Consider the following 21,836-nt stretch of genomic DNA (forward strand, 5'->3'; position numbering starts at 1 on the left):
CATTACATGCCGTATCGCGGACGTCACTCGAAGCGGGCCGCGAGGAGGACCACGTCCTCGTCGCTGTCGGCCGTGTCGAGCCCGTCAGGCAGCATCGTCCGCAGGACGTGGTCGGCGAGCGCGGCCGGGTCGTCGCGCACCGTTTTCGGCACGCTCGCCGCTGCCGCGTGCAGCCGCGCGAAGGCCCGGTCCATCGGGTCGCCGGTGCGGTGCAGCAGGCCGTCCGTGTAGAGAAGCACCGTTTCTCCAGGCTCGGTCTTGAACTCCACGCTCGGCGCCTCCCAGCAGGCGAGCATCCCGAGCGGCGCCGAGAGCGAGGTCTCCACGAACTCCGTGCGCCGTTCGCCGATCACCAGGGGCGGGCTGTGCCCCGCTCCCGCCAGGACGATTCTGCGCTGCGCCGGTTCGCAGTAGGCGAAGAGGGCGGTCGCCGACCGCGCGGGCTCGGTGAGCCGAAGGAGCAGCTCCAGATCGGACAGTACGGCGACGGGGTCCTCGCCCTCCATCACGGCGTACGCCCGCAAGGAGGCCCGCAGGCGCCCCATCGCGGCGACGGCGCTCGGTCCCGACCCGGTGACGGAGCCGACCGCGAGGCCGAGCGCGGCGTCGGGCAGCGGCAGCGCGTCGAACCAGTCGCCGCCTCCGCGCGCGCAGGTGCGGTGCCGGGCGGCGAGCTGCACCCCGGCGACCCGCGGCAGGCGCGAGGGCAGCAGCTCTTCGCGCAGGGTGGCCTCGGTCGTGCGGGCGCGGTCGAGTTCGATCAGCCGCGCCAGGTGCTCCGCGGCCTGGCGCGCGTAGAGCCCGACGAGGTGCCGTTGGCGCTCGCCGGGCTCCGCGGGCTCGTCGTACAGCCAGACGGCGGCGCCGATCCGGCCCGCGGCCTCGGCGGACAGGGGCAGTGCGTAGCTCGCCGCGTAGCCGAGGCGGGTGGCGACCTCGCGGTGGCGGGGGTCGAGGCCGCTGTCGGCGAGCAGGTCGGCGTTGACGATCTCGGTCTCGGTCGCGGTGCCGGGCGGCGCGGGCGGTGCGTCGAGGAGCCGTCCGAAGGCGGTGGCGGCGCGGGGCACCGTCTCGATGTGGCCCAGGTCGGCGCGGGCGAGGCCGAGGCCGATGGTGGTGTCGGGGCCGAGCCGGTCGGCGGGCTCCAGGACGAGCAGGCCGCGGCGGGCGCCCACCAGGGCGGCTCCGGCTTGCAGGAGCTCGTGCAGGGCCTCGTCGAGGGTGACGGTTCGGGCCAGGCGCTCGGTGAGCTCCTGGAGGGTGGTCAGATCGGAGACCCAGCCCGCGAGCCGGTCCTGGATCATGAGGGTCGGCGCGCCCTGGGCCTGTGGTGCGGGCGGGACAGTGTGGTCTTGTGGCGGAACTGTTGAATCGATTCCGGCCACTTTCGGAAGATGCGGAGGGTTCATGGCTGACGGCTTTCCGGCCGGTGCGTATTGCTCAATAGCATCGCAAACCCCCATGTCATTCTGCGCCGCTAGCAATGTTCTCCACATCTACACGCACTGGTTAGGGGATGTCCAGCATTGTCCGACTGGGATTCGTGGTGTCCGTGGGGGTTCTGGGACATATCGGCGATCTTGTTAACTTGGCTCAAAAGCGCCTGAGGCGGCGGTCTATTGCGATCGACTGAGATTGTTCAACAAGGGGCTACCTCTCAAGCCCTCAGGCTCGGGAGGCGCGTCACAGCGGCCGTGATGGGTACGTACTCGGTGATGACCAGGGGCAGTTGAGATCAGCCCGGAACCTGGTGAAGGAACCGGGCGTCTTAACTCACGACGACCGTGCCCCATCCTCCCGTGGGGGAGGCGGCGAAAAGTACGCGGGACAGCAAACGCCAGGCACCGCCACCCCACGCCACGCTAACGCTCGGCCCCTAGGGGTTCCCCATGCCGCAGGCTGGGGTGTGATGCGCCAGTTCTACGCACAGCGAAGTGATCCACACATGGTGTGATGTGGCCCGCCGTGTTCCTCGGCGTGTAAACGGAAAGGAACGAGCGCTCATGCGCGAGATCCTCGGAAGGCGACGCAGGCTCCTGTCCAGGCTCACCGGCAGGAAGTCTGACCAGAGTCCCGGTCTGCTCGGCGCGGCCTTGACCTTCACGACGGCATGGAAGTGGTCCGTGGTGCCGGGTGTCGGGCTCGACCGGCGAGACAGCACCCGCTGCACCTGCCCCGACCTCGACTGCACAGTGCCAGGAGCGCACCCTCTCGACCCCGGCCTCCTTGCCGCGACGACCGACGAGCGCATGGTGCGCTGGTGGTGGACGAACCGCCCGGACGCGCCCATCGTGCTCGCGACCGGCGGCAGCGCTCCGTGCGCCGTCAGCCTGCCCGCGATCGCGGGCGCGCGCGCCCTGGCCGCGCTCGACCAGACGGGCATCAGGCTCGGCCCGGTCGTGGCGACCCCGGCCCGCCTCTTCCTGCTCGTCGCGCCGTACTCCATGGAGCAGTTGGGCGAACTGCTGTACGCCAAGGACTACGTACCCGGTTCTCTGCGCTTCCACGGAGAGGGCGGATATCTCGCTCTGCCCCCGTCCGAGACGGGCCAGGGTCCTGTGACCTGGGAGCGGGCTCCGCTGCCCGGCTCGGCGGCGCCGTGGGTGCCCGACGTGGAGGCCGTGGTGGACGCGGTGGTGGACGCCCTCACTCGTACGGGTGTGAGCGCGCCCGAGTTGTAGGGGAAATGGGCGTGCGGCGAGCCGGACGTCCATCAAACGTCGTTAATGTCAGGGACCATGAACCCCCGCCTGATCGCGCTCACGGGCGTCGTGGCCATTACGGTTCTCCTGCCGCTCGCCGGCGCGTTCGCGGGTCCCGTGGGCGACGGTGACGCCGAAGCCAAGCCGCTGGAGCGGCAGGCGGACGCGGCACCGGGGGCGGCGCCGGACCCCGACGCGAAACAGCCCTCTACGGAGAAGCCGACTTCGAAACGGTCCTCTACGGAAGGCTCGTCCACGGAACGCTCGTCTACGGAGGGCTCCTCTACGGAGAGCTCGTCACTCCTTGCGGGACTCGGCCTCGACGACGCCGCCCAGTGCGGCCCCGAACTCACCTCGCCCAAGGGCATCGAAGCCCAGACCTGTGTCCTGACCCAGGGGCACGACACCTGGGGGCGCACGTACTACCGCAACACCACCGGCGACGAGCTGGACGCCGTGCTGACCCTCATGAGTCCTGGCGGACGCACCGTGCAGATGCACTGCGCGGTGGGTGCGGCGGACGAGCCGGGGGCGTGCGAGACACCGCGGGAGCGTACGACGGGGAATGCGGAGGCGTATTCGGCGGTGGTGGAGTTCGCCGACGGGAGCGGCGGACCGTTGCTCCTGCGCTCCGGAAGCAACTCCGGGCGGCCGAAGGCCAGTTGATACCGCAGGTCAGGCCGTGCGGAGGGCCGGGCATGGAAGCGCCCGGTTGCTGGCGACGGGGGATGCACCAGCAACCGGGCTATCTGAACGGTAACAAGAGATCTGCTCTGGGCAAATTCGATCTCGGATATCCAGACAGGGATTTACCTGCGACGACGGGGAGTTGTGACAGGAGTCACGCCCCCCGACCGACTGACTGGTGGGTCAGCTCAGCGTCACCTGGCGGTTGGTGAGACCGCCGCGCGCCCGGCGCTCCTCCGGTGTGAGCGGGGCATCGATGTCCAGCGCCGTCGCGAGCCGCTCGGCGAACTCGGCGGCGGGCTTCTCGATGTCCTCGGCGCCCATTCCGGTCGGCAGGTCCCACACCGGCACCGTCAGGCCGTGCGCACGGAAGGAGCCGACCAGACGGGTGCCTTCGCCGAGACTCGACTTACCCGCCGCGTGCAGCCGGGCGAGCGCGTCGAGGAGCTGCTCCTCGGGGTGCGGCATGACCCAGCGCAGGTGGTTCTTCTCCGGCGTCTCGCACCAGTACGCGGAGTCCACGCCGGAGAGCTTCACGGTCGGGATCGCGGCGGCGTTCGCCCGCTCCAGGGACGCGGAGACCTCCGTGGACGCGTTCTCCGAATCCGGCACCCAGAACTCGAAGCCCGCGTGCACGATCGGCTGGAATACGCCGTCGGGGTCGAGGACGTCCTGCAGGCGCGGTCCGTCGGCGGGGGCGCGGCGGGCCTGGACCGGAGAGCCGGGCTCGGCGGTCAGGGCGCGCTGGAGGGTGTCGGCGAGGTCGCGGCTGATGTCGCCGGACGCGGTGTCGTTCTGCAGGCCGAGCAGGACCGAGCCGTCGTCGCGGCGCAGCGCGGGCCAGGCCATCGGAAGGACGGTGGCCAGGGACACGGAGGGCACGCCGTCCGGCAGCCCGTCCTTGAGGGGCAGTTCGACGGTCGCCGCCGGGACGAGCTCGCGCAGAGCCACCCAGTCGCCCTCGCCGGGCAGGCCTTCGAAGGGGCGCTGCACCAGCTCGGTCACCGCGTGCGCGGCGGCCCGGCCGTGACAGGCCTTGTAACGGCGGCCCGAACCGCAGGGGCAGGGTTCGCGGGCACCGACGACAGGGACCTGCCCGTCCGTCAGTTGCGGCTGCTTGCCCTTGGTCTGAGGGCGCTTCTTGGCCATCTTGGGTGTCTCCCGGATGCGGCTTTCCAGCGTGGCTCTTCGTACGTCTTGGGCGTACGGGCGCGAGCCTAGTCGCTCACCCACAGGGGGCCGGGAATCGCCTGAATCGGCCTGAGTCGGCGCGAGCCAAGTCGAGGCCGTGGGCCGGGGTCTGTGCAGCGGCCTTCAGTCGCGGACGTCGATCAGTCGCGGTCGTCGAAGGGGTCCGCGTACGCGAGGTCCGGTATCGCGGCGCGTGAGGGGGGCGCGGCGCGCGACGGGGGCGCGACGCGCGTAGCAAAATCCTCGTGGCGGTGCCCCGCATGAACGACTACCCACACCGTGACCTCGCCATGGGTGTCGTCGCGCACGCCCCACGTGTCGGCGAGGGCCGTGATGATGTTGAGCCCACGACCGCCGTGCGCGGTGACCGAGGGCGTGGCGGGAACGGGGCGGGTCGGGCCACCGCCGTCCGTCACCTCGACCGTCAGCCGTCCCGTCGTGTCCATGTGCCAGGCGGCCCGGACGTCACCGTCGCCGACCATTCCTTCGCCCAGCGGCCTGCCGTGCCGACAGGCATTGCTGAGCAGTTCCGAAAGGACAAGTACGGCATCGTCGACGACCGATTCCGGCATCCCGTTCATGCGCAGTTGATCGCGCATCCGATGCCTTGCTTCCCCCACGCCCGACGGGCCATGAGGTACGGCCATACTCGACGACGCGGGCACCTCCCGTGCCACCACCAACGCCACCCCCGAGACCTCCTTCGCCCCACGCCACGGTGTGAATGCCCCAATGGACTGGACCGGAAACCGGCCAATCCTTGTGCGGTGACGCACTCGTAACGATCGAATACGGAACGAACGCGCCGGTGCACACCCCGTAATCGACGAGCTCGCGGTTAGCGGCGGCCCAACTGGGACAGCACCTGCTTGGGACGATTGGTGATGATGGCGTCGACGCCGAGTTCGGCGCAGAGCTCGACGTCCTCGGGCTCGTTCACGGTCCACACGTGCACCTGGTGTCCCGCGCGTTTGAGTTTGGCCACGTAGGCGGGGTGGCTGCGGACGATCCGCATGCCCAGGCCGGCGATCCCCACGCCCTCGGGGAGGCGGCCGTCGCGGTGGCGCGGCGAGACGAACTGCATCAGGTAGACGGTCGGCAGGGTGGGGGACGCGGCCCGCACCCGGTGCAGGGAGCGCGCGGAGAAGCTCATGACGCGTACGGGAGAGGGTCCGCCGGCGGGTGGGGAATCCAGACCGAAGCGCTTCAGTAGAAGAAGCAGCCTTTCCTCGACCTGGCCCGCCCAGCGAGTGGGGTGCTTGGTCTCGATGGCCAGCTGGACGCTGCGCCCCGACGCATTGCTTTCGGCCACAAGATCGAGCAGCCGCTCCAGGGTGAGGACAGAGGTGTCCTCCCAGTCGGGGCCTTCGTCGGACTCGCCGTGGTCGTTCTTCCAGGAGCCGAAGTCGAGCGTGGCGAGATCGGAGAGCTCCAGGGCCGACACGGCTCCGCGGCCGTTCGACGTACGGTTCACGCGACGGTCGTGGACGCAGACGAGGTGCCCGTCCGCGGTGAGGCGTACATCGCATTCGAGAGCGTCGGCACCGTCCTCGACCGCCCTCTTGTACGCGGCCAGCGTGTGCTCGGGTTCGTCTTCGGAGGCTCCGCGGTGGGCGACGACCTGGATCTGGTGCTGTCGTGCGAGGGTCACCGCGTCATGGTGCCATCACGGGGTACCCGCAGCATGCCCAAGGGGTGGCGCACACAGAGCCGGATCCACAGGATCGGCTTATGGTGCCCTGACAGCCCATGGGAAAAGCTGACTGCAGACACATGCACAGTTGGCACAGCCAGGCCGTGACCGAGAACGACAGCGTGGACCGAGGAGAAGAGCTGTGAGCACCGAGAACGAGGGCAACGAGGTACCCCCGGCCCCGTCAGCGCCTCCTGTGCCGGTGGAAACTCCCGCAGCTTCCGCCGAGCCCGCGACACCCGCTTCCGCCGCGCCCGACCCCGCGGCGCCGTCTTTGGCGGGGCACCCCCAGGACCCGGCGGCGCACCAGGCTCCCGCGCACGCCGGTGCCACCGCCGGCGCGCCCCCGCACGCCTCCGGTGCCGGAGCCTGGCCGCCTCCGCCGCCGCCCGCGGTTCCTTCGTACGCCCAGGACGGCGGCTCGGGATCCGGATGGGGCGCGTCGTACGCGGCGCAGCACCCGGATGAGCCCAAGCCCGCGGGCCGGCGCGGTGGTCTGATCGCCGCTGTGCTCGTGGCCGCACTGGTCGCCGGCGGTGTCGGCGGCGGCATCGGCTTCTGGGCGGCCGAGCGCAACGACAACAGCACGGGCTCGACGACGGTCTCCGCGTCGAACACCCCGGCCGACCTCAAGCGCGACCCCGGCACGGTCGCCGACATCGCGGGCAAGGCACTGCCCAGCGTCGTCACCATCGAGGCCCAGGGCGGCAACGGCGAGGGCGGAACGGGCACCGGCTTCGTCTACGACAAGCAGGGCCACATCCTCACGAACAACCACGTCGTGGCCTCCGCGGCCGAGGGCGGCAAGCTCGCGGCGACGTTCTCGGACGGCAAGAAGTACGAGGCCGAGGTGGTCGGCCGCGCCGAGGGCTATGACGTGGCGGTCATCAAGCTCAAGAACCCGCCGTCGAACCTGAAGCCGCTCCCCCTCGGCAACTCCGACAAGGTGGCCGTCGGCGATTCGACGATCGCCATCGGCGCCCCCTTCGGCCTCTCGAACACCGTCACCACCGGCATCGTCAGCGCCAAGGACCGCCCGGTGACCTCCAGCGACGGCGCGAGCAACAAGAGCTCGTACATGAGCGCCCTGCAGACCGACGCCTCCATCAACCCCGGCAACTCCGGCGGCCCGCTGCTCGACGCGGGCGGCGCGGTCATCGGCATCAACTCCGCGATCAAGCCCGCGGAGAGCGGCGGCGGCCTCGGCGGCGGAGGCGGTCAGTCCGGCTCCATCGGCCTCGGCTTCGCGATCCCGGTCAACCAGACCAAGTACGTCGCCGAGCAGCTCATCAAGAACGGCCAGGCCGTCTACCCCGTCATCGGTGCGTCGGTCTCCCTGGAGGAGGGCTCGGGCGGCGCCACGATCTCCCAGAAGGGCGCGAGCGACTCGCAGGCGGTCACTCCGAACGGCCCCGCGGCCAAGGCGGGACTCAAGCCCGGCGACGTCATCACGAAGCTGGACAACACGGTGATCGACAGCGGACCGACCCTGATCGGTCAGATCTGGACCCACAAGCCGGGCGACACCGTCGAGATCACGTACAAGCGCGACGGCAAGGAGCACAAGGTCGACTTGGTCCTGGGCCAGCGCAAGGGCGAGAGCTGACCCGCTGCTCCTGTCCCCCTCCCCGCACCGCTTCGAGCGGCGGCGCGGGGAGAGCGGCCCTTGAGGCCGGCGCGTCAACTCCTCGCGAAGTGGGCACTGTCCCACCGGGGGCTGAGGAGAAAGCAAGTCCGGATGGCGCAGTACGCCGAACCTCGTCTGGTGCTTCACCACGTTCCGGTGGACCGGTCAGTGTTGCTCATCTGGCTGTCCGGCGAACTGGATCTCGACACCACCGCTCTGTTTCGCGATGCGATGGTGCGGGTGGCATCGCGCCCGGGTGATTGCTGCCGGCTGCTCCTCGACCTGTCCGCCCTCACCTACTGCGACAACACCGGCCTGTTCAGCCTGCTGGGCACCTGTCAGGCGTTGGAAGCGGTCGGCATCACGGTCGACATAATCGAGACCGGAACCGTCGCCCGCACGGCCATCGACCGGGCGGGCCTGCAGCACCGGTTGCCACTGCGGGCTTCATGACCTTGCGTCCCGTGGCTTGCGGCCGGTGGCTTGCGGCCGGTGGAAGTCATGGCCGCCACTCCTCCTGCCACAGCCAGTGCAGCTCGTACTCCACGGCGAGTGTCCGCAGATCCAGCAGGGCGTCCATCTCGTTGCGGGGCCAGTCAGGGGCGGCGTGGTCGGCCTCGCGGACGGTGGCCTCACTGATGTGGGCGATGCTCCGGCGGTCAGCCGTCTTCTGGTGGATGCGGCGCGGGGTACGGCAGCGGCATCCGGCCGGGCTGCCGCGGTTGCCGGGGGCTTCGGCCGCCGGGCAGCCGACGTCGTGGAACAGGTCCGCTGAAGCCGCTTCCTCGTCCAGGCGGGCGTGCACGAAGGCGGCCAGGGCGGTGAGCTGGAGGGGGGCAGGGACAGGCGCTGGGCCGCCGAGCGGGAGCGCGATGGGCAGAGCGGGCCCACTCGCACCGTCCTCGCGGCGGCGCGAAGCGAGCCTCCGCTGTCGGTCGGCGCGGATCTGCTTCGACTTCAGCCGGATCTCCACCGCCTCGGACCGCGTCCGGCGGGCCTTCTCGATCACCTCCCGAGCCGTGCGACAGAGCCGCTCACAACGCTCGAAGGAGTCGATGACGCCAAGGGCGTCGGCCGAGTTGGGCATCTTGCCTCCTTATGCCTCAGTGCTCACTTGACCGACGTGTCCTGGCTCGGATCGCCGACGGCAGGTGGTGCGTGGGGGAGGTCTCGTATGGCGATGACCTCTTGGGCGACTGCGGCCAGCCGCACGCGGTGGTGGCGCGCGCGGCGGCGCAAGGTTTCGAAGGCCTCGACGGGCGAGATGCCTCGGCGAGCGGCGAGGAATCCTTTGGCCTGTTCGATCAGGATGCGGCTGTGCAGGGCCGTACGGAGCTGTTCGTTGAGGGTGTCCGCCTCCCGCAGGGCGCGGGCGTGGAGCAGGCCCACGGCAGCCGCATCGGCGAACGCCTGCGCCAGAGCGAGGTCGGCGACCGGCAGAGGGCCGGGGCCGGTGCGCAGGAGCAGCAGGCTGCCGAGGGTCTCTTGGCGTAACCGCAGGGGCACGGCACTGGCATAGGTGTAGCCGGCGGTGCGGGCCTGCAAGGTGAAGTCGCGCCAGGCAGCGGGCGCACTGGCGAGGTCGCCGGGGGCGACGGCTGTGGCGGTGCGGTAAGCCTCGACGGCGGGGCCTGCGCGTACGGTCACATCGAGTACCGCGGCCCTGGCGGGATCGGTTCCGCAGGATCCCGGGCTGTACAGGTCTGTTTCCGAGGCGGCCAGCAGGACAGCGGCAGCCGCGATGTCGAGGATGTCGCAGCAGCGGTAGGTGAAATGCTCCATGAAGTCGATGACTTCGAAATCGTCCGCCAGGGTGTCGGCGAGCTCCACGAAAGTCCGGGCGATCTTTTCTTCCCTGCTCATCCCCAACCTCCGGTGTGCCGAAGCGGCTGAGTGCCGCGCGCGGCGGGCCGACTCGCAAGGGCGGCCACTTTCCGTGCCCGGGAGATTACTCTCCAGCGATGCGACAGGTGCTGTTTTCGCCGTTCTCGCTGCGGATGACGACAAGGGCGGTACAGCTGTGGACCAGGTCTCCGCGAATGGCCCCGTGCGGGTACGCTGTATCCGCTTCGCCCCTGGTGGGCGGTGCGGGGTGGGTTGCCCGAGCGGCCTAAGGGAACGGTCTTGAAAACCGTCGTGGTGAGAGCCACCGTGGGTTCAAATCCCACACCCACCGCACCTGTGAAGAGCCTCTGACCAGCTGAATTGGTCGGAGGCTCTCGCTTTTTCAGATGGCTTACGGCCACTGTCCGGTGGCGTACGGCTCGTGAGCCGGTCAAGTCGCGTTGGATGAAAGGATGAACGTAGTACTCCACGTGGCCGTTGCCCGGCGTGCCTAGGAGGAGGTGCAGGCCGAGTACGGTCTCGTTCTCTGCGGGGGATCACTGGATTCGTCTCAGAGGAGAAACTCGTGTTGAAGCGCATCGCATCTGCCCTCGCCGTGGCCACCGTCGCCGGATTCCTGGCCGCAGGCCCGGCCGTCGCCAACGACGACGACCACAGCACCACGTTCAGCGAGGGCCGCCTTGCCGGTCAGAGCTTCACCAACATGGGCGGCCCCTACGGGATCACCACCGCCGGTCAGGCGGACGGCGGGTACCGCAACGGCACCGCCCTCGACGGGGCCTTCGACGGCTTCGACGGCTACAACGGCTGACGGTTTCTTCCGTCCGTCCACGCCAAAGGGTGCCTCTCACTGAGAGGCACCCTTTGGCGTGGACGGGGGCGGGTGGTGCAGGGGGTGGTGCCAGCAACACCCCGGAGAGACCGGGGCACCGGATGTCGCGGGCCGCTGGAATTCGCGAACCTGGAGGACATCAGCAGGGCGCGTCCCCGGTACGTCCCCACCGCGAAGATTCGAGGCCCGTCATGAGCACCAGTGCACTGCGGTACGCAGCCGCTCCCTCCCCCGTGCGCCCCGCGAGTTCCCCGGGCTTCTGGCGGGCGCCGTTCGCCGCCGCCACGTACCGGGAGATCGGCTACACCGTCGCGTCGCTGCCCATCGCCATCGTGGGCTTCACCTTCGCCGTGACGATGTTCGCGCTCGGCACGGGCCTGTTCGTCACCGTGCTCGGACTGCCGGTCCTGGCTGCCGCGTTGGCCGGGGCGCGGGGGCTCGGGGCCGCCGAGCGGGGGCGGGCGCGTACGCAGTTGGGGATCGAGGTCGCCGGTCCCGGTGCCGTGAAGAAGCCGCAGGACGCGGGTGCGTGGGCGGGGATGCGGGCACGGCTCGTGGACGGGGCGGGCTGGCGGGCGCTGCTCTTTCAGGTCGTGACGTTCCCGACCCGGATCGTTTCCTTCGTCCTCAGCGTGACCTTCCTGGTCACCGGCTGGGTGGTCGCGCTCCTCCCGGCGTACACCTGGGTCTTCCCGCGCTACGTCGACTGGCCCGGCTACCGGGTGTTCGACTACACCTCAGGCGGCGAGCGCCACGCGTTCTATCTGGAGTCGCCGGTGCAGATCGCCGGTGCGTCCCTGGTCGGCCTCGTCATCGTCTTCCTGACCCCGAAGCTGGTCCGCGCTCTGACGAACATCGACCGTGCGGCTGTGCGTTCGATGCTCGGCTAGGGCGGCGGGCGGTCTCACACGTGCCCCGTGAGCCGCTCCGCCGACGCGATCGTCGAGCGGGCCTCGCGTTCCGTGAGGCCGACCTGGAGAGCGGCGTCGACGAGTTCCTCGGCAAGGGACTCGCCGATGCCGTTCTCGTAGGCGCGGCAAGCGGCCCAGAAGAGGCGGGTGTTGCGCTGGCCCTCGTGCGCGGCGAGCACGAACTGGACCAGGCCGTGGCCCTGTGGGGCCGATGCCTGCGGAAGGGAGGAGCGCTGGGTACGGAGAGGGGGCGGGGGCGTGAGCAGGCGCAGCAGTGCGGGCGGGCAGCTCGCGGGCGGGAGATGGGCGGTGCCGGTCACGGTGCTGTAGACGCCGTGCTCGGTGCGCGAGCCGGGGCCGACGAGGTAGCCGCCCGCGCCCCGGATGTCGATACCGGGGGCGAGGCGGCCCGCGGAGTTGGGGACGACGGTGTCGGGCGGGCCCGTGAGCCAGATGTGGCGGCCGCCGCTCGGGGTGGCCACGACGACCGTGGCCGGGATCGTGAACAGGTGGCGCAGCGCGAGCTCCCGCAGGGATGCCGGAGCGTCCGTACCGGACTTGGTGTCCAGGTCGATGCCGATCAGATGGTGCGGGGGCAGTCCGCACGCGATGCCGTAGCCGGTGGCCCAGGGGGCGGCGGCGAAGAGTGCGCGGATGCGGCGCGGATCGGTCGACGCGTCGTACACGCCATGTCCTGTGCGGCCGCATTCGCCGTGGCAGGGGGCCGGTTCGGCCTTGTCGTGGTGGGGGGAACGGAGCGCCGGCAGCTTGGTGCGGGAGAGCGGGATGACGGAGAGACCGCGCTCGGCGGCGGACAGGGCGTGGGCGAGAGCGAGCGCCGTGGCATGGCGGTCGATGGTGGCCATGACTTCATTTTCGTACGAGTGTTCGAAGAAAGGAAGAGGGGCGTGCGCCGTGCACGGCCGACACGCGGGCGTGACCGCTGATCTTCCCTGGGTGGCGGAACGCTTCATCCCGTGCGGCGCTTGGGTTTGGGTGGGGCTTTAGCGGTTGAGCTGGGGCTTTGGGGGCGCGGGGCGTGTTTATCGCCTTGTACTCACGCTTGCGGGGGAATCGGGGCTTCCGGGGTGGTTCGCCGGGGATTCGGTGGGCAACTCTGGAGTCGCGACGTCGTGCAGAACCACCTCGGGGCGGTCGGCCAACTGCCCTGAAAATCAATGCACTTGAGGTACGCCCGGCAACATCGCCGGTGCGTGTCCCCGTTCTGGAGGAATTGACATGGCAAGCATCCGTACCGCCCGCGTCATCGCTGCCGCCGCGGCCCTGCCCCTGGCCGCCGCACTGTTCACGGGTATCGCGACAGCCGACAACGGCTCCTTCGCGAACGACGGATCGAATGCGGGCGTGGCGTCGGTCAACGGCAGTGGTGTCGGGGGCAACAACAGCGGCAACTCGGCGACGACGCAGCAGCAGGCGGTGGGCTCCGGGGCCTCGAACCAGAACAACACCGCGCAGGTGAACGGCTCGGCCTTCACGGCGATCGACCAGTCGAACGAGAACCTCGCCGTCAACTTCACCAACCTCTGGTGAAGTGACGGCGCTCCGGGAGGGGGATCAGCTCCCGGAGCCCGCTCGACGGGGTGTTGTGTGGCGGTCTGCGCGGCGGTGCATCTGCACCGCCGCGCAGGCGCGTTCGGGGCGCTCTCGCGCATTTCGGGGTGCTCTCGTGCATTTCGGGGTGCACTCGCGCATGAGGTGATCCGGCCTTGCGTACGGGTGATCTCTTGACACCGGAACAGTTTCTGACGGACAGTCAGAAACCATTGTCGGTGCGACGCCCGTACGCGAAGGAGAGGCCGCCGCCGTGCACCTCGCCCCCACCGAACGCCAACAGCGGCTGCGCGCCGAGCTGCGCGCCTACTTCCGCGATCTGATGCCGGCAGGTCCGCCCGCAGGGGGCGACCTGGAGGGACAGCGCCGACTGCTGCGGCGCATCGGGGCCGACGGCATGCTCGGCCTCGGCTGGCCGGTCGAGTACGGCGGGCAGGGGCGCGGCCCCGATGAGCAGTTCGTCTTCTTCGACGAGGCCTACCGTGCGGGCGCGCCCGTATCGATGGTCACCCTGAACACCGTCGGGCCGACCCTCATGAAGTACGGCACCGAGGAGCAGAAGGCCGCTTTCCTGCCGCGCATCCTCAGCGGCGACCTCGTTTTCGCTATCGGGTACAGCGAGCCTTCGGCGGGGACGGATCTGGCCTCGCTGCGGACGCGGGCGGTGCGCGACAGCGAGACACCCGGCGGCGCGTGGGTCATCGACGGGCAGAAGATCTTCACGTCGAACGCCCACAACGCCGACTGGATCTGGCTGGCCTGCCGTACCGACCCCGAAGCTCCCAAGCACCAGGGCATCTCGATCATCCTCGTGCCGACCGGCGCGCCCGGGTTCTCGTGGACTCCGATCGAGACCGTGGGCGGCCTGACGACGACAGCGACGTACTACGACGGTATCCGCGTGCCCGCCACGAACCTCGTCGGCGAGGAGAACGGCGGCTGGGGGCTCATCACCAACCAGCTCAACCACGAGCGGGTGGCGCTCGCCGCGATCGGCATGCAGGCCGAGGACTTCTACGACGCGGCCCTCGCCTTCGCCCGTACGCCCGATCCCGTGACGGGCGAACGCCGGATCGACGCCCCGTGGGTCCGGTCGAGGCTGGCCGAAGCGCAGGCCCGCCTCGCGGCGACGCGCCTGCTCAACTGGCGTCTGGTGGGGGATGTCGGCGCGGGCGTCCTGGCGCCGGGAGACGCGAGCGGCGTGAAGTTCGCGGGAACCGAATCGGCCGTGGAGGTGTACCGAATATGCCAGGAAGTGACGGGCGACGCGGGTCTGGTGCGGGCCGGTTCACCCGGGTCCCTGGCGCTGGGAAGCGGCGGTGAGACCGGTGAGGGGGAGTTGGAGCGGATGAACAGGGCGGCCCAGATCAATACGTTCGGGGGCGGGGTGAGCGAGGTGCAGCGGGAGATCGTGGCGACGATGCGGCTCGGGATGCGGAGGGGGCGGCGGTGACCGATCTTTCGGAGCTTTCGGGTCCTTCGGGGCCATCGGGTCCTTCAGGTCCTTCGGGTCCTTCGGGTCTTACGTACGAGACGCTGAAGGCGTTCGAGGGGCGGGCGGCCGCCACGTCGGGCGCGGGCAAGGACCCGGTCAACGAACCGATGATCCGGCACTGGTGCGAGGCCATGGGGGACGCCAATCCGCTCTACGCGGGGGCGGATCCGATCGCGCCGCCGACCATGCTCCAGGCCTGGACGATGGGCGGTCTCTCGGGGCATCAGGGGCGCTCGGTCGCGTACGACGAGCTGTTCGCGCTCCTGGACGGCGCGGGGTACACCTCGGTCGTCGCCACGGACTGCGAGCAGGAGTATCTGCGGGTGCTTCGGCCGGGGGACGAGATCACCTTCGACGCGGTCATCGAGTCGGTGTCGGAGCAGAAGACGACGAAGCTCGGTACGGGCCACTTCGTCACGACCCGGATGGACGTCAGAGCGGGCGGCGAACCGGCGGGGACGCACCGCTTCCGCATCCTCAAGTACGCGCCCGCACAGCGACGGAGAAGCAAGGGCGAGCGGCCCCGACCCGTGATCAACCGCGACAACGCCGGATTCTGGGAGGGTGTGGCCCGCCACCAGCTCCTGATCCAGCGCTGCGGCGGCTGCCGGGCACTGCGCTTCCCCTGGCTGCCGGGCTGCAACGCCTGTGGGTCCCTCGTATGGGACACGGTCGAAGCGAGCGGCGAGGGCACGGTCTACTCGTACGTCGTCATGCACCATCCGCCCTTCCCCGCCTTCGAACCGCCGTACGCCGTCGGGCTGATCGACCTGGCGGAGGGCGTGCGCATGGTCAGCAACGTGGTCGGCGTGCCGAGCGACAAGGTGCGGATCGGGCAGCCGGTACGGCTCGAATTCCAGCGGGTGGACGCGGAGTTGGAACTCCCGGTGTTCAGAGTCGCCGAAGGCATGGCGGGGGGCGGGGTCTGACATGGACTTCACGCCTACGGAGGAGCAGGCCGCCGCGCGGGACCTCGCCGGAGAGATCTTCGGGGACCTGTCCACGCCCGAGCGGCTCGCGGCGGCGGGGACAGGATCGGACGCCGAGCTGTGGAAGGCGCTGTGCGGGGCGGGCCTGCCGGGTGCGGTGGAGGATGTCGGGCTGCTCGGGCTCGTGCTGCTGCTCGAGGAGCAGGGGCGGGTGACCGCGCAGGTGCCGTTCGCGGCGAGCTGCGTCTACGGACTGCTCGCGGTGGCGGCGCACGGCACGCAGGAGCAGCGGGAGCGGCTGCTTCCGGGGCTGCGGGACGGTACGGCGGTCGCGACGGGGGCGTTTTTGGCGCGGGGCGGCGTGGTGGCCTCCGTGGAGGGGGCGGCGTCCGCGGCCGGCGGATCACCCGGGGCGTTGACCGGGGTGGTGCCCTGGGTGCCGTGGCTGCGGGACGCCACGGAGGTCCTGGTGGCGGTGCGCGATCCGGCGCCGCGGGGCGGCCACAGCCTGTGGAGGGTGCGGGTGGCCGACGCGGACACCGGACCCGTGGAGTTGACCGCGCCCTGGGCCGCGGGGCGGCTGGTCCTCGACGGCACCCCTGGGGAGCGGATCGGAGGGCGAGGGGCGTACGAGGACGTCCTCGCGACCGCGCGTACGGCCTTCGCCGGACTCCAGGCCGGGGTGTGCGCGGGGTCGTTGGCCCGCGCTGTCGCCCATACGAACGAGCGGGAGCAGTTCGGGCGGCCCCTCGCCGCCAAGCAGGGGGTCCAGCTCCGGGCGGCGGACGCGCACATGGACACCGAGGCGATACGGGTCACGGCGTACGAGGCGGCCTGGCGGCGCGACGCCGGGCTGCCGTACGGCACTCATGCGCTGACCGCCGCGTGGTGGGCGTCGGAGGCGGGCGTGCGCGTCGTACACGCGGGCCAGCATCTGCACGGCGGCATGGGGGCCGACCTCGACCATCCCGTACACCGGCATTTCCTGTGGGGGCGGCAGTTGGACGCGTACCTGGGTAGCGGGAGCGAAGTCCTGCAAGAAATGGGTGACTTGATAGCGCAGAGCGGCTCGAGCAGCCCCGGCAACCCGGGCACTCAGTTCGCGCGGGAGGAGACGGCATGAGAGTCGGTGACGAGCTGCCGGAGCTCACCATTCCGGTCACCCGGACGCTGATCGTCTCCGGTGCGATCGCGTCGCGGGACTACCAGGACGTGCACCACGACGCGCTGGCGGCCAAGGAGAAGGGCTCCCCCGACATCTTCATGAACATCCTGACCACGAACGGGCTTGTCGGCCGGTACATCACCGACCACTTCGGTTCCGGGGCGACCCTCCGCAAGGTGGCGATCCGCCTCGGGGCGCCCAACTATCCGGGGGACACGATGGTCCTCACCGGTTCCGTGGAGCAGGTCGACGGCGACACGGCCACGGTCAAGGTGGTCGGGGCCAACGGCATAGGCAAGCACGTCACCGGCACCGTCACGGTCACCGTTCCGGGCGGGGCCTCGTCGGCTGGGAGCGCGGCATGAGCGTACGCAGGGGCGACCACCTCGGCGGGAAGGCCGCCGTCGTCGGGATCGGGGCCACCGAGTTCTCCAAGGACTCGGGGCGCAGTGAGCTCAGACTCGCCGTGGAGGCGGTGGGCCTCGCGCTCGACGACGCCGGGCTCGGCCCCGACGACGTAGACGGCATGGTCACGTTCACGATGGACACGAACCCGGAGATCACCGTCGCGCAGGCGGCCGGTATCGGGGAGCTCTCGTTCTTCTCGCGCGTCCACTACGGCGGAGGAGCGGCCTGCGCGACCGTCCAGCAGGCGGCGCTCGCGGTGGCGACCGGAGTGGCCGAAGTCGTCGTCTGCTACCGCGCGTTCAACGAGCGGTCGGGCCGGCGCTTCGGTTCGGGCGTGCAGCACCGGGAGCCCTCGGCGGAGGGCGCGGCGCTCGGCTGGGCCCTGCCGTTCGGGTTGCTGACCCCGGCCTCCTGGGTGGCGATGGCGGCCCAGCGCTATCTGCACACCTATGGCCTCACCCCCGATGCCTTCGGCCATGTGGCGGTCACCGACCGGAAGTACGCGGCGACCAACCCCGCTGCCTACTTCCACGGGAAGCCGATCACGCTCGCCGATCACGCCGCGTCGCGCTGGATCGTCGAGCCGCTGCGGCTCCTCGACTGCTGCCAGGAGACCGACGGCGGGCAGGCGATCGTCGTGACGAGCGTGGAGCGGGCCCGGGATCTGCCGAACCCGCCCGCCGTCATCACGGCGGCGGCCCAGGGCGCGGGCCGGGCGCAGGAGCAGATGACCAGCTTCTACCGCGACGACCTGAGCGGGTTGCCTGAAATGAGCGTGGTGGCGCGGCAGTTGTGGCGCAACTCCGGTCTCACGCCCACCGACATCGACGTGGGCATTCTCTACGACCATTTCACTCCGTTCGTGCTGATGCAGCTGGAGGAGTTCGGCTTCTGCGGGCCGGGTGAGGCCGCGGACTTCGTGGCCGGTCAGACGCTGCCGCTGAACACGCACGGGGGACAGCTCGGGGAGGCGTACCTGCACGGGATGAACGGCATAGCGGAAGCGGTCCGACAGGTGCGCGGCACGTCCGTGAACCAGATACCGGGGGCCGCGCGCACGCTCGTCACCGCGGGCACCGGTGTGCCCACGTCGGGGTTGATTCTGGCGGCGGACGGCTGAACGCGGAGCGTGTCCCGGCCGGGGCGCGGGCCCGGGGGCCTTCACTCGGCTCATGCGCTGCAAGAAGCTGATGATGGGCCTTGTCCTCGCCGTCGCCCTGACCGCTCCGGCGGTGGGTGCGCCAGCGGTCGGTGCCGTGAGCAGACCCGGGTCCGAGGGGCGTGCGGCTGTCGCCGAGGGGCGTGCGTCCGTGGCCGAGGGGCGTGCGGCCGTCGGCGAGGGGCGTGCGGCGGGGGTCACGACCTTCCATGGCTGGGCCTTCGACACCTGCCTCGCCCCGTCCGTCGACACGATGCGCCGCTGGGAGTCCTCCGACTACCAAGCGGTGGGCGTCTATTACGCGGGCCGGGGCCGGGCGTGCCAGCGCCAGCCGCAGCTTTCCCCCAGCTGGATGCGTTCGGTGCGGGCTCTTGGGTGGAAGGTCCTTCCGGTGTACGTCGGTTCGCAGTCGCCCTGTGTCACCGCGAAGCACAAGAAGGACGTACGCATCGGGCGGCATCCCTGGCGTGAGGGGACGCGGGAGGGGCACGACGCGGTACAGAAGGCGAAGGCGCTCGGGATGCAGCGGCAGAGCGCGCTCTATCTGGACATGGAGGCGTACACGTACTGGAAGGCCAAGTGCGGCAACACCACCCTGGCCTTCGTGCGAGCCTGGGACCGTGAGGTGCGCAGGCTCGGATACGTACCGGGGTTCTACAGCAGTGCGGACTCGGGCGTACGGCACATGGAGACGGCGCGGCGGGCAGGAGTGCGGGATCTGCCGGCGGCGATGTGGTTCGCGCGCTGGCACACGCGGCCGCACCTGTACCGCGAGCCCGTGCTCGCGAAGAACGCGTGGCGCCCTGAGCGGCGCATTCACCAGTACGCGGGGAACGTGAAGGAGAAGCACGGCGGGCGCAAACTGATGATCGACCGCAACCTCGTGCACGCCCCGGTGGCCCGGATCGGCTAGGGCGAAAGCGCGGCGAAAGCGCGGCGGGAGCAGGGCAGAAGCGGGGCAGAAGCGGGGCGGAGGCGCTGCTGCGGCGCGGATTCTCAGGGGCGAACCCTCAGAGGCGTGCTCCGCCTCCTCCACCTTCAGGAGGTGGGGCTACCACCCCGCGTACAACCTGAGGCGGACACCGCTTCGGGACCTGCGGCCGATCCGCTGAAGTAGGGGTCGCTTCTAGCGTGGAGCCATGACCGTATCCATGGTGTCCATGTGCACCAGCGCATCGAAGGCCGCGACGCGGACAGCGAGTCATTCGGCGTATCCGTCGTTCGCGTCGTACGTACGGGCACGGCAGCCCGTGTTGCTGCGCACCGCGCGCTCACTGACAGCGAATCCGAGCGATGCCGAGGATCTGCTGCAGACCGCCCTCACCAAAACCTATGTCGCGTGGGACCGGATCGAGGACCACCGGGCGCTCGACGGCTATGTGCGCAGGGCCCTCCTGAACACCCGGACCTCGCAGTGGCGCAAGCGCAAGGTCGACGAGTTCGCGTGCGACGAGCTGCCCGAGCCCGAGGTGACGCCGGTCGGGGATCCGGCCGAGCAGCAGGTGCTCAGGGACGCGATGTGGCGCGCGATCATGAAGCTGCCGGCGCGGCAGCGGGCGATGGTCGTCCTGCGGTACTACGAGGATCTCAGCGAGGCGCAGACGGCCGAGGTGCTCGGGGTGTCCATCGGCACCGTCAAGAGCGCGGTGTCGCGTGCTCTCGGCAAGCTGCGCGAGGACCCGGAGCTCACGCCGGTCCGGTGATCGCGGCACATCCGAGCCTGTGATCGCCGCGCTACCTGTCCGGTGATCGCGGCGCATCCAGTCCGAAGATCGTCGCGCCTCCCGTCCCGTGAGCACCGCAGCTCCGCGGACCTTTCTTCTCCCGCCCTAGTGACATACCGTGCGGTATGCGGCAACAATCTGGCAAGCCCTACTGCCAGGTAGGTCATTCGGGAGCCGCCCCGGATGAATGCCGCGCGCCCACCGGGAGGACGCCGTGCTGAGCACGATGCAGGACGTACCACTGACCGTCACCCGCATCCTTCGGCACGGGACGACCGTGCACGGGTCGTCGCAGGTCACCACATGGACCGGCGAGGCCGCTCCGCACCGCCGCAGCTTCCGTGAGATCGGCGAACGCTCGGCCCAGCTCGCGCACGCGCTGCGCGAAGACCTCGGGGTCGACGGCGACGAGCGAATTGCCACATTTATGTGGAATAACGCTGAGCATGTCGAGGCCTACTTCGCGGTCCCCTGTATGGGCGCTGTCCTGCACACCCTCAATCTCCGGCTGCCCGCCGACCAGTTGACCTGGATCGTGAACCACGCGGCCGACCGCGTCATCATCGTCAACGGCTCCCTCATCCCGCTCCTCGCGCCGCTCCTTCCGCAGCTGCCGACCGTCGAGCACCTGGTGATCTCGGGCCCCGGCGACCGCTCGCCGCTGGCCGGAGTGCAGGCCCAGGTGCACGAGTACGAGGACCTGATCGCCGGCAAGCCCACGGCCTACGACTGGCCCGAGCTCGACGAGCGCACGGCCGCCGCCATGTGCTACACCTCCGGCACCACCGGCGACCCCAAGGGCGTCGTCTACTCCCACCGCTCCATCTACCTGCACTCCATGCAGGTCAACATGAGCGAGTCCATGGGCCTGACGGACGCGGACACCACGCTCGTCGTCGTCCCGCAGTTCCACGTCAATGCCTGGGGTCTGCCGCACGCGACCCTGATGGCCGGTGTGAACATGCTGATGCCGGACCGCTTCCTGCAGCCCGCCCCGCTCGCCGAGATGATCGAGTCGGAGCGGCCCACGCACGCGGCCGCCGTCCCCACCATCTGGCAGGGCCTGCTCGCCGAACTCACCGCGAAGCCGCGTGACGTCAGCACGCTCGGCCAGGTCACCATCGGCGGCTCGGCCTGCCCGCCCTCGCTGATGGAGGCGTTCGACAAGCTGGGCATGCGGGTCTGCCACGCCTGGGGCATGACGGAGACCTCCCCGCTCGGCACGGTCGCCCGTCCGCCGGCCAAGTCCATCGGCACCGACGACGAGTTCGCCTACCGCCTCACCCAGGGCCGCTTCCCGACCGGGGTCGAGGCCCGCCTGGTCGGACCCGGTGGCGAACACTTGCCGTGGGACGGCGAGTCGGCGGGCGAGCTCGAGGTGCGCGGGCCGTGGATCGCGGGCGCCTACTACGGCGGCGCGGACGGCGAGGCACTCAAGCCCGAGGACAAGTTCAGTGCGGACGGCTGGCTGAAGACCGGCGACGTCGGCGTGATCACCTCCGATGGATTCCTGACGCTCACCGACCGTGCGAAGGACGTCATCAAGTCGGGCGGCGAGTGGATCTCCAGCGTCGAGCTGGAGAACGCGATCATGTCCCACCCGGATGTCGCGGAGGCGGCGGTCGTCGCCGTCCCCGACGAGAAGTGGGGCGAACGCCCGCTCGCCACGGTCGTGCTGAAGGAGGACGCGAGCATCGACTACGCCGTCCTGCGCGACTTCCTCGCGGGCACCATCGCCAAGTGGCAACTGCCCGAGCGCTGGGCGATCGTGTCTGCCGTGCCCAAGACGAGCGTCGGCAAGTTCGACAAGAAGGTGCTGCGCAGGCAGTACGCGGACGGGGAGCTGGACGTCACGAAGCTCTGAGGGGGTCTGCCTTCGGTCCGAGTTCGGTCCGC

General features: G+C 70.2%; 22 protein-coding genes and 1 tRNA gene. 16 read left to right on the forward strand and 7 right to left on the reverse strand.

What is annotated here, in order from left to right:
* Positions 1 to 23: 23 nt before the first annotated feature.
* Entirely contained in the window at positions 24 to 1,463 is a 1,440-nt protein-coding gene (locus tag ACWFRJ_RS35385; RefSeq protein WP_453540516.1) for a PP2C family protein-serine/threonine phosphatase, read from the reverse strand.
* A 540-nt stretch (positions 1,464 to 2,003) separates the two neighbouring features.
* Here ACWFRJ_RS35385 and ACWFRJ_RS35390 point away from each other — a divergent pair.
* Both ACWFRJ_RS35390 and ACWFRJ_RS35395 read left to right on the forward strand, forming a co-directional pair.
* Complete coding sequence (locus ACWFRJ_RS35390; RefSeq protein WP_453540519.1) at positions 2,004 to 2,681, forward strand: bifunctional DNA primase/polymerase; 678 nt, start codon at positions 2,004 to 2,006, stop codon at positions 2,679 to 2,681.
* 57 nt (positions 2,682 to 2,738) lie between these two features.
* Positions 2,739 to 3,368, forward strand: a complete 630-nt coding sequence (locus tag ACWFRJ_RS35395; RefSeq protein WP_453540522.1) for a hypothetical protein — start codon at positions 2,739 to 2,741, stop codon at positions 3,366 to 3,368.
* A 204-nt stretch (positions 3,369 to 3,572) separates the two neighbouring features.
* On the opposite strand, the gene ACWFRJ_RS35400 is transcribed toward ACWFRJ_RS35395, so the two are convergent.
* The 3 genes from ACWFRJ_RS35400 to ACWFRJ_RS35410 form a co-directional block, all read right to left on the reverse strand.
* Positions 3,573 to 4,538, reverse strand: a complete 966-nt coding sequence (locus ACWFRJ_RS35400; RefSeq protein WP_453540525.1) for a DUF5926 family protein — start codon at positions 4,536 to 4,538, stop codon at positions 3,573 to 3,575.
* A 182-nt stretch (positions 4,539 to 4,720) separates the two neighbouring features.
* The gene (locus ACWFRJ_RS35405) at positions 4,721 to 5,356 is read right to left on the reverse strand and encodes an ATP-binding protein (protein WP_453540528.1); all 636 of its coding nucleotides are present in this window, start codon (positions 5,354 to 5,356) and stop codon (positions 4,721 to 4,723) included.
* 62 nt (positions 5,357 to 5,418) lie between these two features.
* Positions 5,419 to 6,231 carry a glycerophosphodiester phosphodiesterase gene (locus ACWFRJ_RS35410; RefSeq protein ID WP_453540531.1) on the reverse strand — a complete coding sequence of 271 codons (813 nt, stop codon included), beginning with the start codon at positions 6,229 to 6,231 and terminating at the stop codon, positions 5,419 to 5,421.
* Positions 6,232 to 6,415: 184 nt separating this feature from the next.
* Between ACWFRJ_RS35410 and ACWFRJ_RS35415 the strand changes: the two genes are divergently transcribed.
* On the forward strand, positions 6,416 to 7,879 hold the full coding sequence (locus ACWFRJ_RS35415) for a S1C family serine protease (protein WP_453540534.1): 1,464 nt from the start codon (positions 6,416 to 6,418) through the stop codon (positions 7,877 to 7,879).
* Positions 7,880 to 8,011: 132 nt separating this feature from the next.
* Positions 8,012 to 8,353 (forward strand): STAS domain-containing protein, encoded by a 342-nt coding sequence (locus tag ACWFRJ_RS35420; RefSeq protein WP_453540537.1) that lies wholly within the window; start codon positions 8,012 to 8,014, stop codon positions 8,351 to 8,353.
* A 46-nt stretch (positions 8,354 to 8,399) separates the two neighbouring features.
* On the opposite strand, the gene ACWFRJ_RS35425 is transcribed toward ACWFRJ_RS35420, so the two are convergent.
* Positions 8,400 to 8,987 (reverse strand): hypothetical protein, encoded by a 588-nt coding sequence (locus ACWFRJ_RS35425; RefSeq protein WP_453540540.1) that lies wholly within the window; start codon positions 8,985 to 8,987, stop codon positions 8,400 to 8,402.
* A gap of 23 nt (positions 8,988 to 9,010) precedes the next feature.
* Positions 9,011 to 9,763 (reverse strand): ANTAR domain-containing protein, encoded by a 753-nt coding sequence (locus ACWFRJ_RS35430; RefSeq protein WP_453540543.1) that lies wholly within the window; start codon positions 9,761 to 9,763, stop codon positions 9,011 to 9,013.
* A 228-nt stretch (positions 9,764 to 9,991) separates the two neighbouring features.
* Here ACWFRJ_RS35430 and ACWFRJ_RS35435 point away from each other — a divergent pair.
* From ACWFRJ_RS35435 to ACWFRJ_RS35445, 3 genes are all read left to right on the forward strand, one after another.
* Positions 9,992 to 10,076: transfer RNA gene (locus ACWFRJ_RS35435), tRNA-Ser, on the forward strand.
* A 234-nt stretch (positions 10,077 to 10,310) separates the two neighbouring features.
* Positions 10,311 to 10,556: a hypothetical protein gene (locus tag ACWFRJ_RS35440; protein WP_453540546.1), complete on the forward strand. Its 246-nt coding sequence runs from the start codon at positions 10,311 to 10,313 to the stop codon at positions 10,554 to 10,556.
* A gap of 212 nt (positions 10,557 to 10,768) precedes the next feature.
* Positions 10,769 to 11,467, forward strand: a complete 699-nt coding sequence (locus ACWFRJ_RS35445) for a sensor domain-containing protein (RefSeq protein WP_453540549.1) — start codon at positions 10,769 to 10,771, stop codon at positions 11,465 to 11,467.
* 14 nt (positions 11,468 to 11,481) lie between these two features.
* On the opposite strand, the gene ACWFRJ_RS35450 is transcribed toward ACWFRJ_RS35445, so the two are convergent.
* Positions 11,482 to 12,354: a bifunctional DNA primase/polymerase gene (locus ACWFRJ_RS35450; protein WP_453540551.1), complete on the reverse strand. Its 873-nt coding sequence runs from the start codon at positions 12,352 to 12,354 to the stop codon at positions 11,482 to 11,484.
* Between the two features lie 373 nt (positions 12,355 to 12,727).
* Here ACWFRJ_RS35450 and ACWFRJ_RS35455 point away from each other — a divergent pair, with 373 nt between their 5' ends.
* The 9 genes from ACWFRJ_RS35455 to ACWFRJ_RS35495 all read left to right on the forward strand — a co-directional run bounded on the left by ACWFRJ_RS35455 (position 12,728) and on the right by ACWFRJ_RS35495 (position 21,804).
* Positions 12,728 to 13,039 (forward strand): hypothetical protein, encoded by a 312-nt coding sequence (locus ACWFRJ_RS35455; RefSeq protein WP_453540554.1) that lies wholly within the window; start codon positions 12,728 to 12,730, stop codon positions 13,037 to 13,039.
* Positions 13,040 to 13,313: 274 nt separating this feature from the next.
* Positions 13,314 to 14,513: an acyl-CoA dehydrogenase family protein gene (locus ACWFRJ_RS35460; protein WP_453540557.1), complete on the forward strand. Its 1,200-nt coding sequence runs from the start codon at positions 13,314 to 13,316 to the stop codon at positions 14,511 to 14,513.
* 83 nt (positions 14,514 to 14,596) lie between these two features.
* Positions 14,597 to 15,484 (forward strand): bifunctional MaoC family dehydratase N-terminal/OB-fold nucleic acid binding domain-containing protein, encoded by an 888-nt coding sequence (locus tag ACWFRJ_RS35465; RefSeq protein WP_453540910.1) that lies wholly within the window; start codon positions 14,597 to 14,599, stop codon positions 15,482 to 15,484.
* A gap of 1 nt (position 15,485) precedes the next feature.
* Positions 15,486 to 16,607 (forward strand): acyl-CoA dehydrogenase family protein, encoded by a 1,122-nt coding sequence (locus tag ACWFRJ_RS35470; RefSeq protein WP_453540560.1) that lies wholly within the window; start codon positions 15,486 to 15,488, stop codon positions 16,605 to 16,607.
* Complete coding sequence (locus tag ACWFRJ_RS35475; protein WP_453540563.1) at positions 16,604 to 17,014, forward strand: MaoC family dehydratase; 411 nt, start codon at positions 16,604 to 16,606, stop codon at positions 17,012 to 17,014. The genes ACWFRJ_RS35470 and ACWFRJ_RS35475 overlap by 4 nt, the downstream gene beginning before the upstream one ends.
* A complete protein-coding gene (locus ACWFRJ_RS35480; RefSeq protein ID WP_453540566.1) occupies positions 17,011 to 18,177 on the forward strand; it encodes a lipid-transfer protein in 1,167 nt (388 codons plus the stop codon). The genes ACWFRJ_RS35475 and ACWFRJ_RS35480 overlap by 4 nt, the downstream gene beginning before the upstream one ends.
* A gap of 52 nt (positions 18,178 to 18,229) precedes the next feature.
* Positions 18,230 to 19,129 carry a glycoside hydrolase domain-containing protein gene (locus ACWFRJ_RS35485; RefSeq protein ID WP_453540569.1) on the forward strand — a complete coding sequence of 300 codons (900 nt, stop codon included), beginning with the start codon at positions 18,230 to 18,232 and terminating at the stop codon, positions 19,127 to 19,129.
* Positions 19,130 to 19,355: 226 nt separating this feature from the next.
* The gene (locus ACWFRJ_RS35490; protein ID WP_453540572.1) at positions 19,356 to 19,919 is read left to right on the forward strand and encodes a SigE family RNA polymerase sigma factor; all 564 of its coding nucleotides are present in this window, start codon (positions 19,356 to 19,358) and stop codon (positions 19,917 to 19,919) included.
* A 235-nt stretch (positions 19,920 to 20,154) separates the two neighbouring features.
* Positions 20,155 to 21,804 (forward strand): long-chain fatty acid--CoA ligase, encoded by a 1,650-nt coding sequence (locus ACWFRJ_RS35495; protein WP_453540575.1) that lies wholly within the window; start codon positions 20,155 to 20,157, stop codon positions 21,802 to 21,804.
* The last annotated feature ends 32 nt before the right edge of the window (positions 21,805 to 21,836 follow it).

The sequence above is a fragment of the Streptomyces sp. NPDC055239 genome (assembly GCF_053606205.1).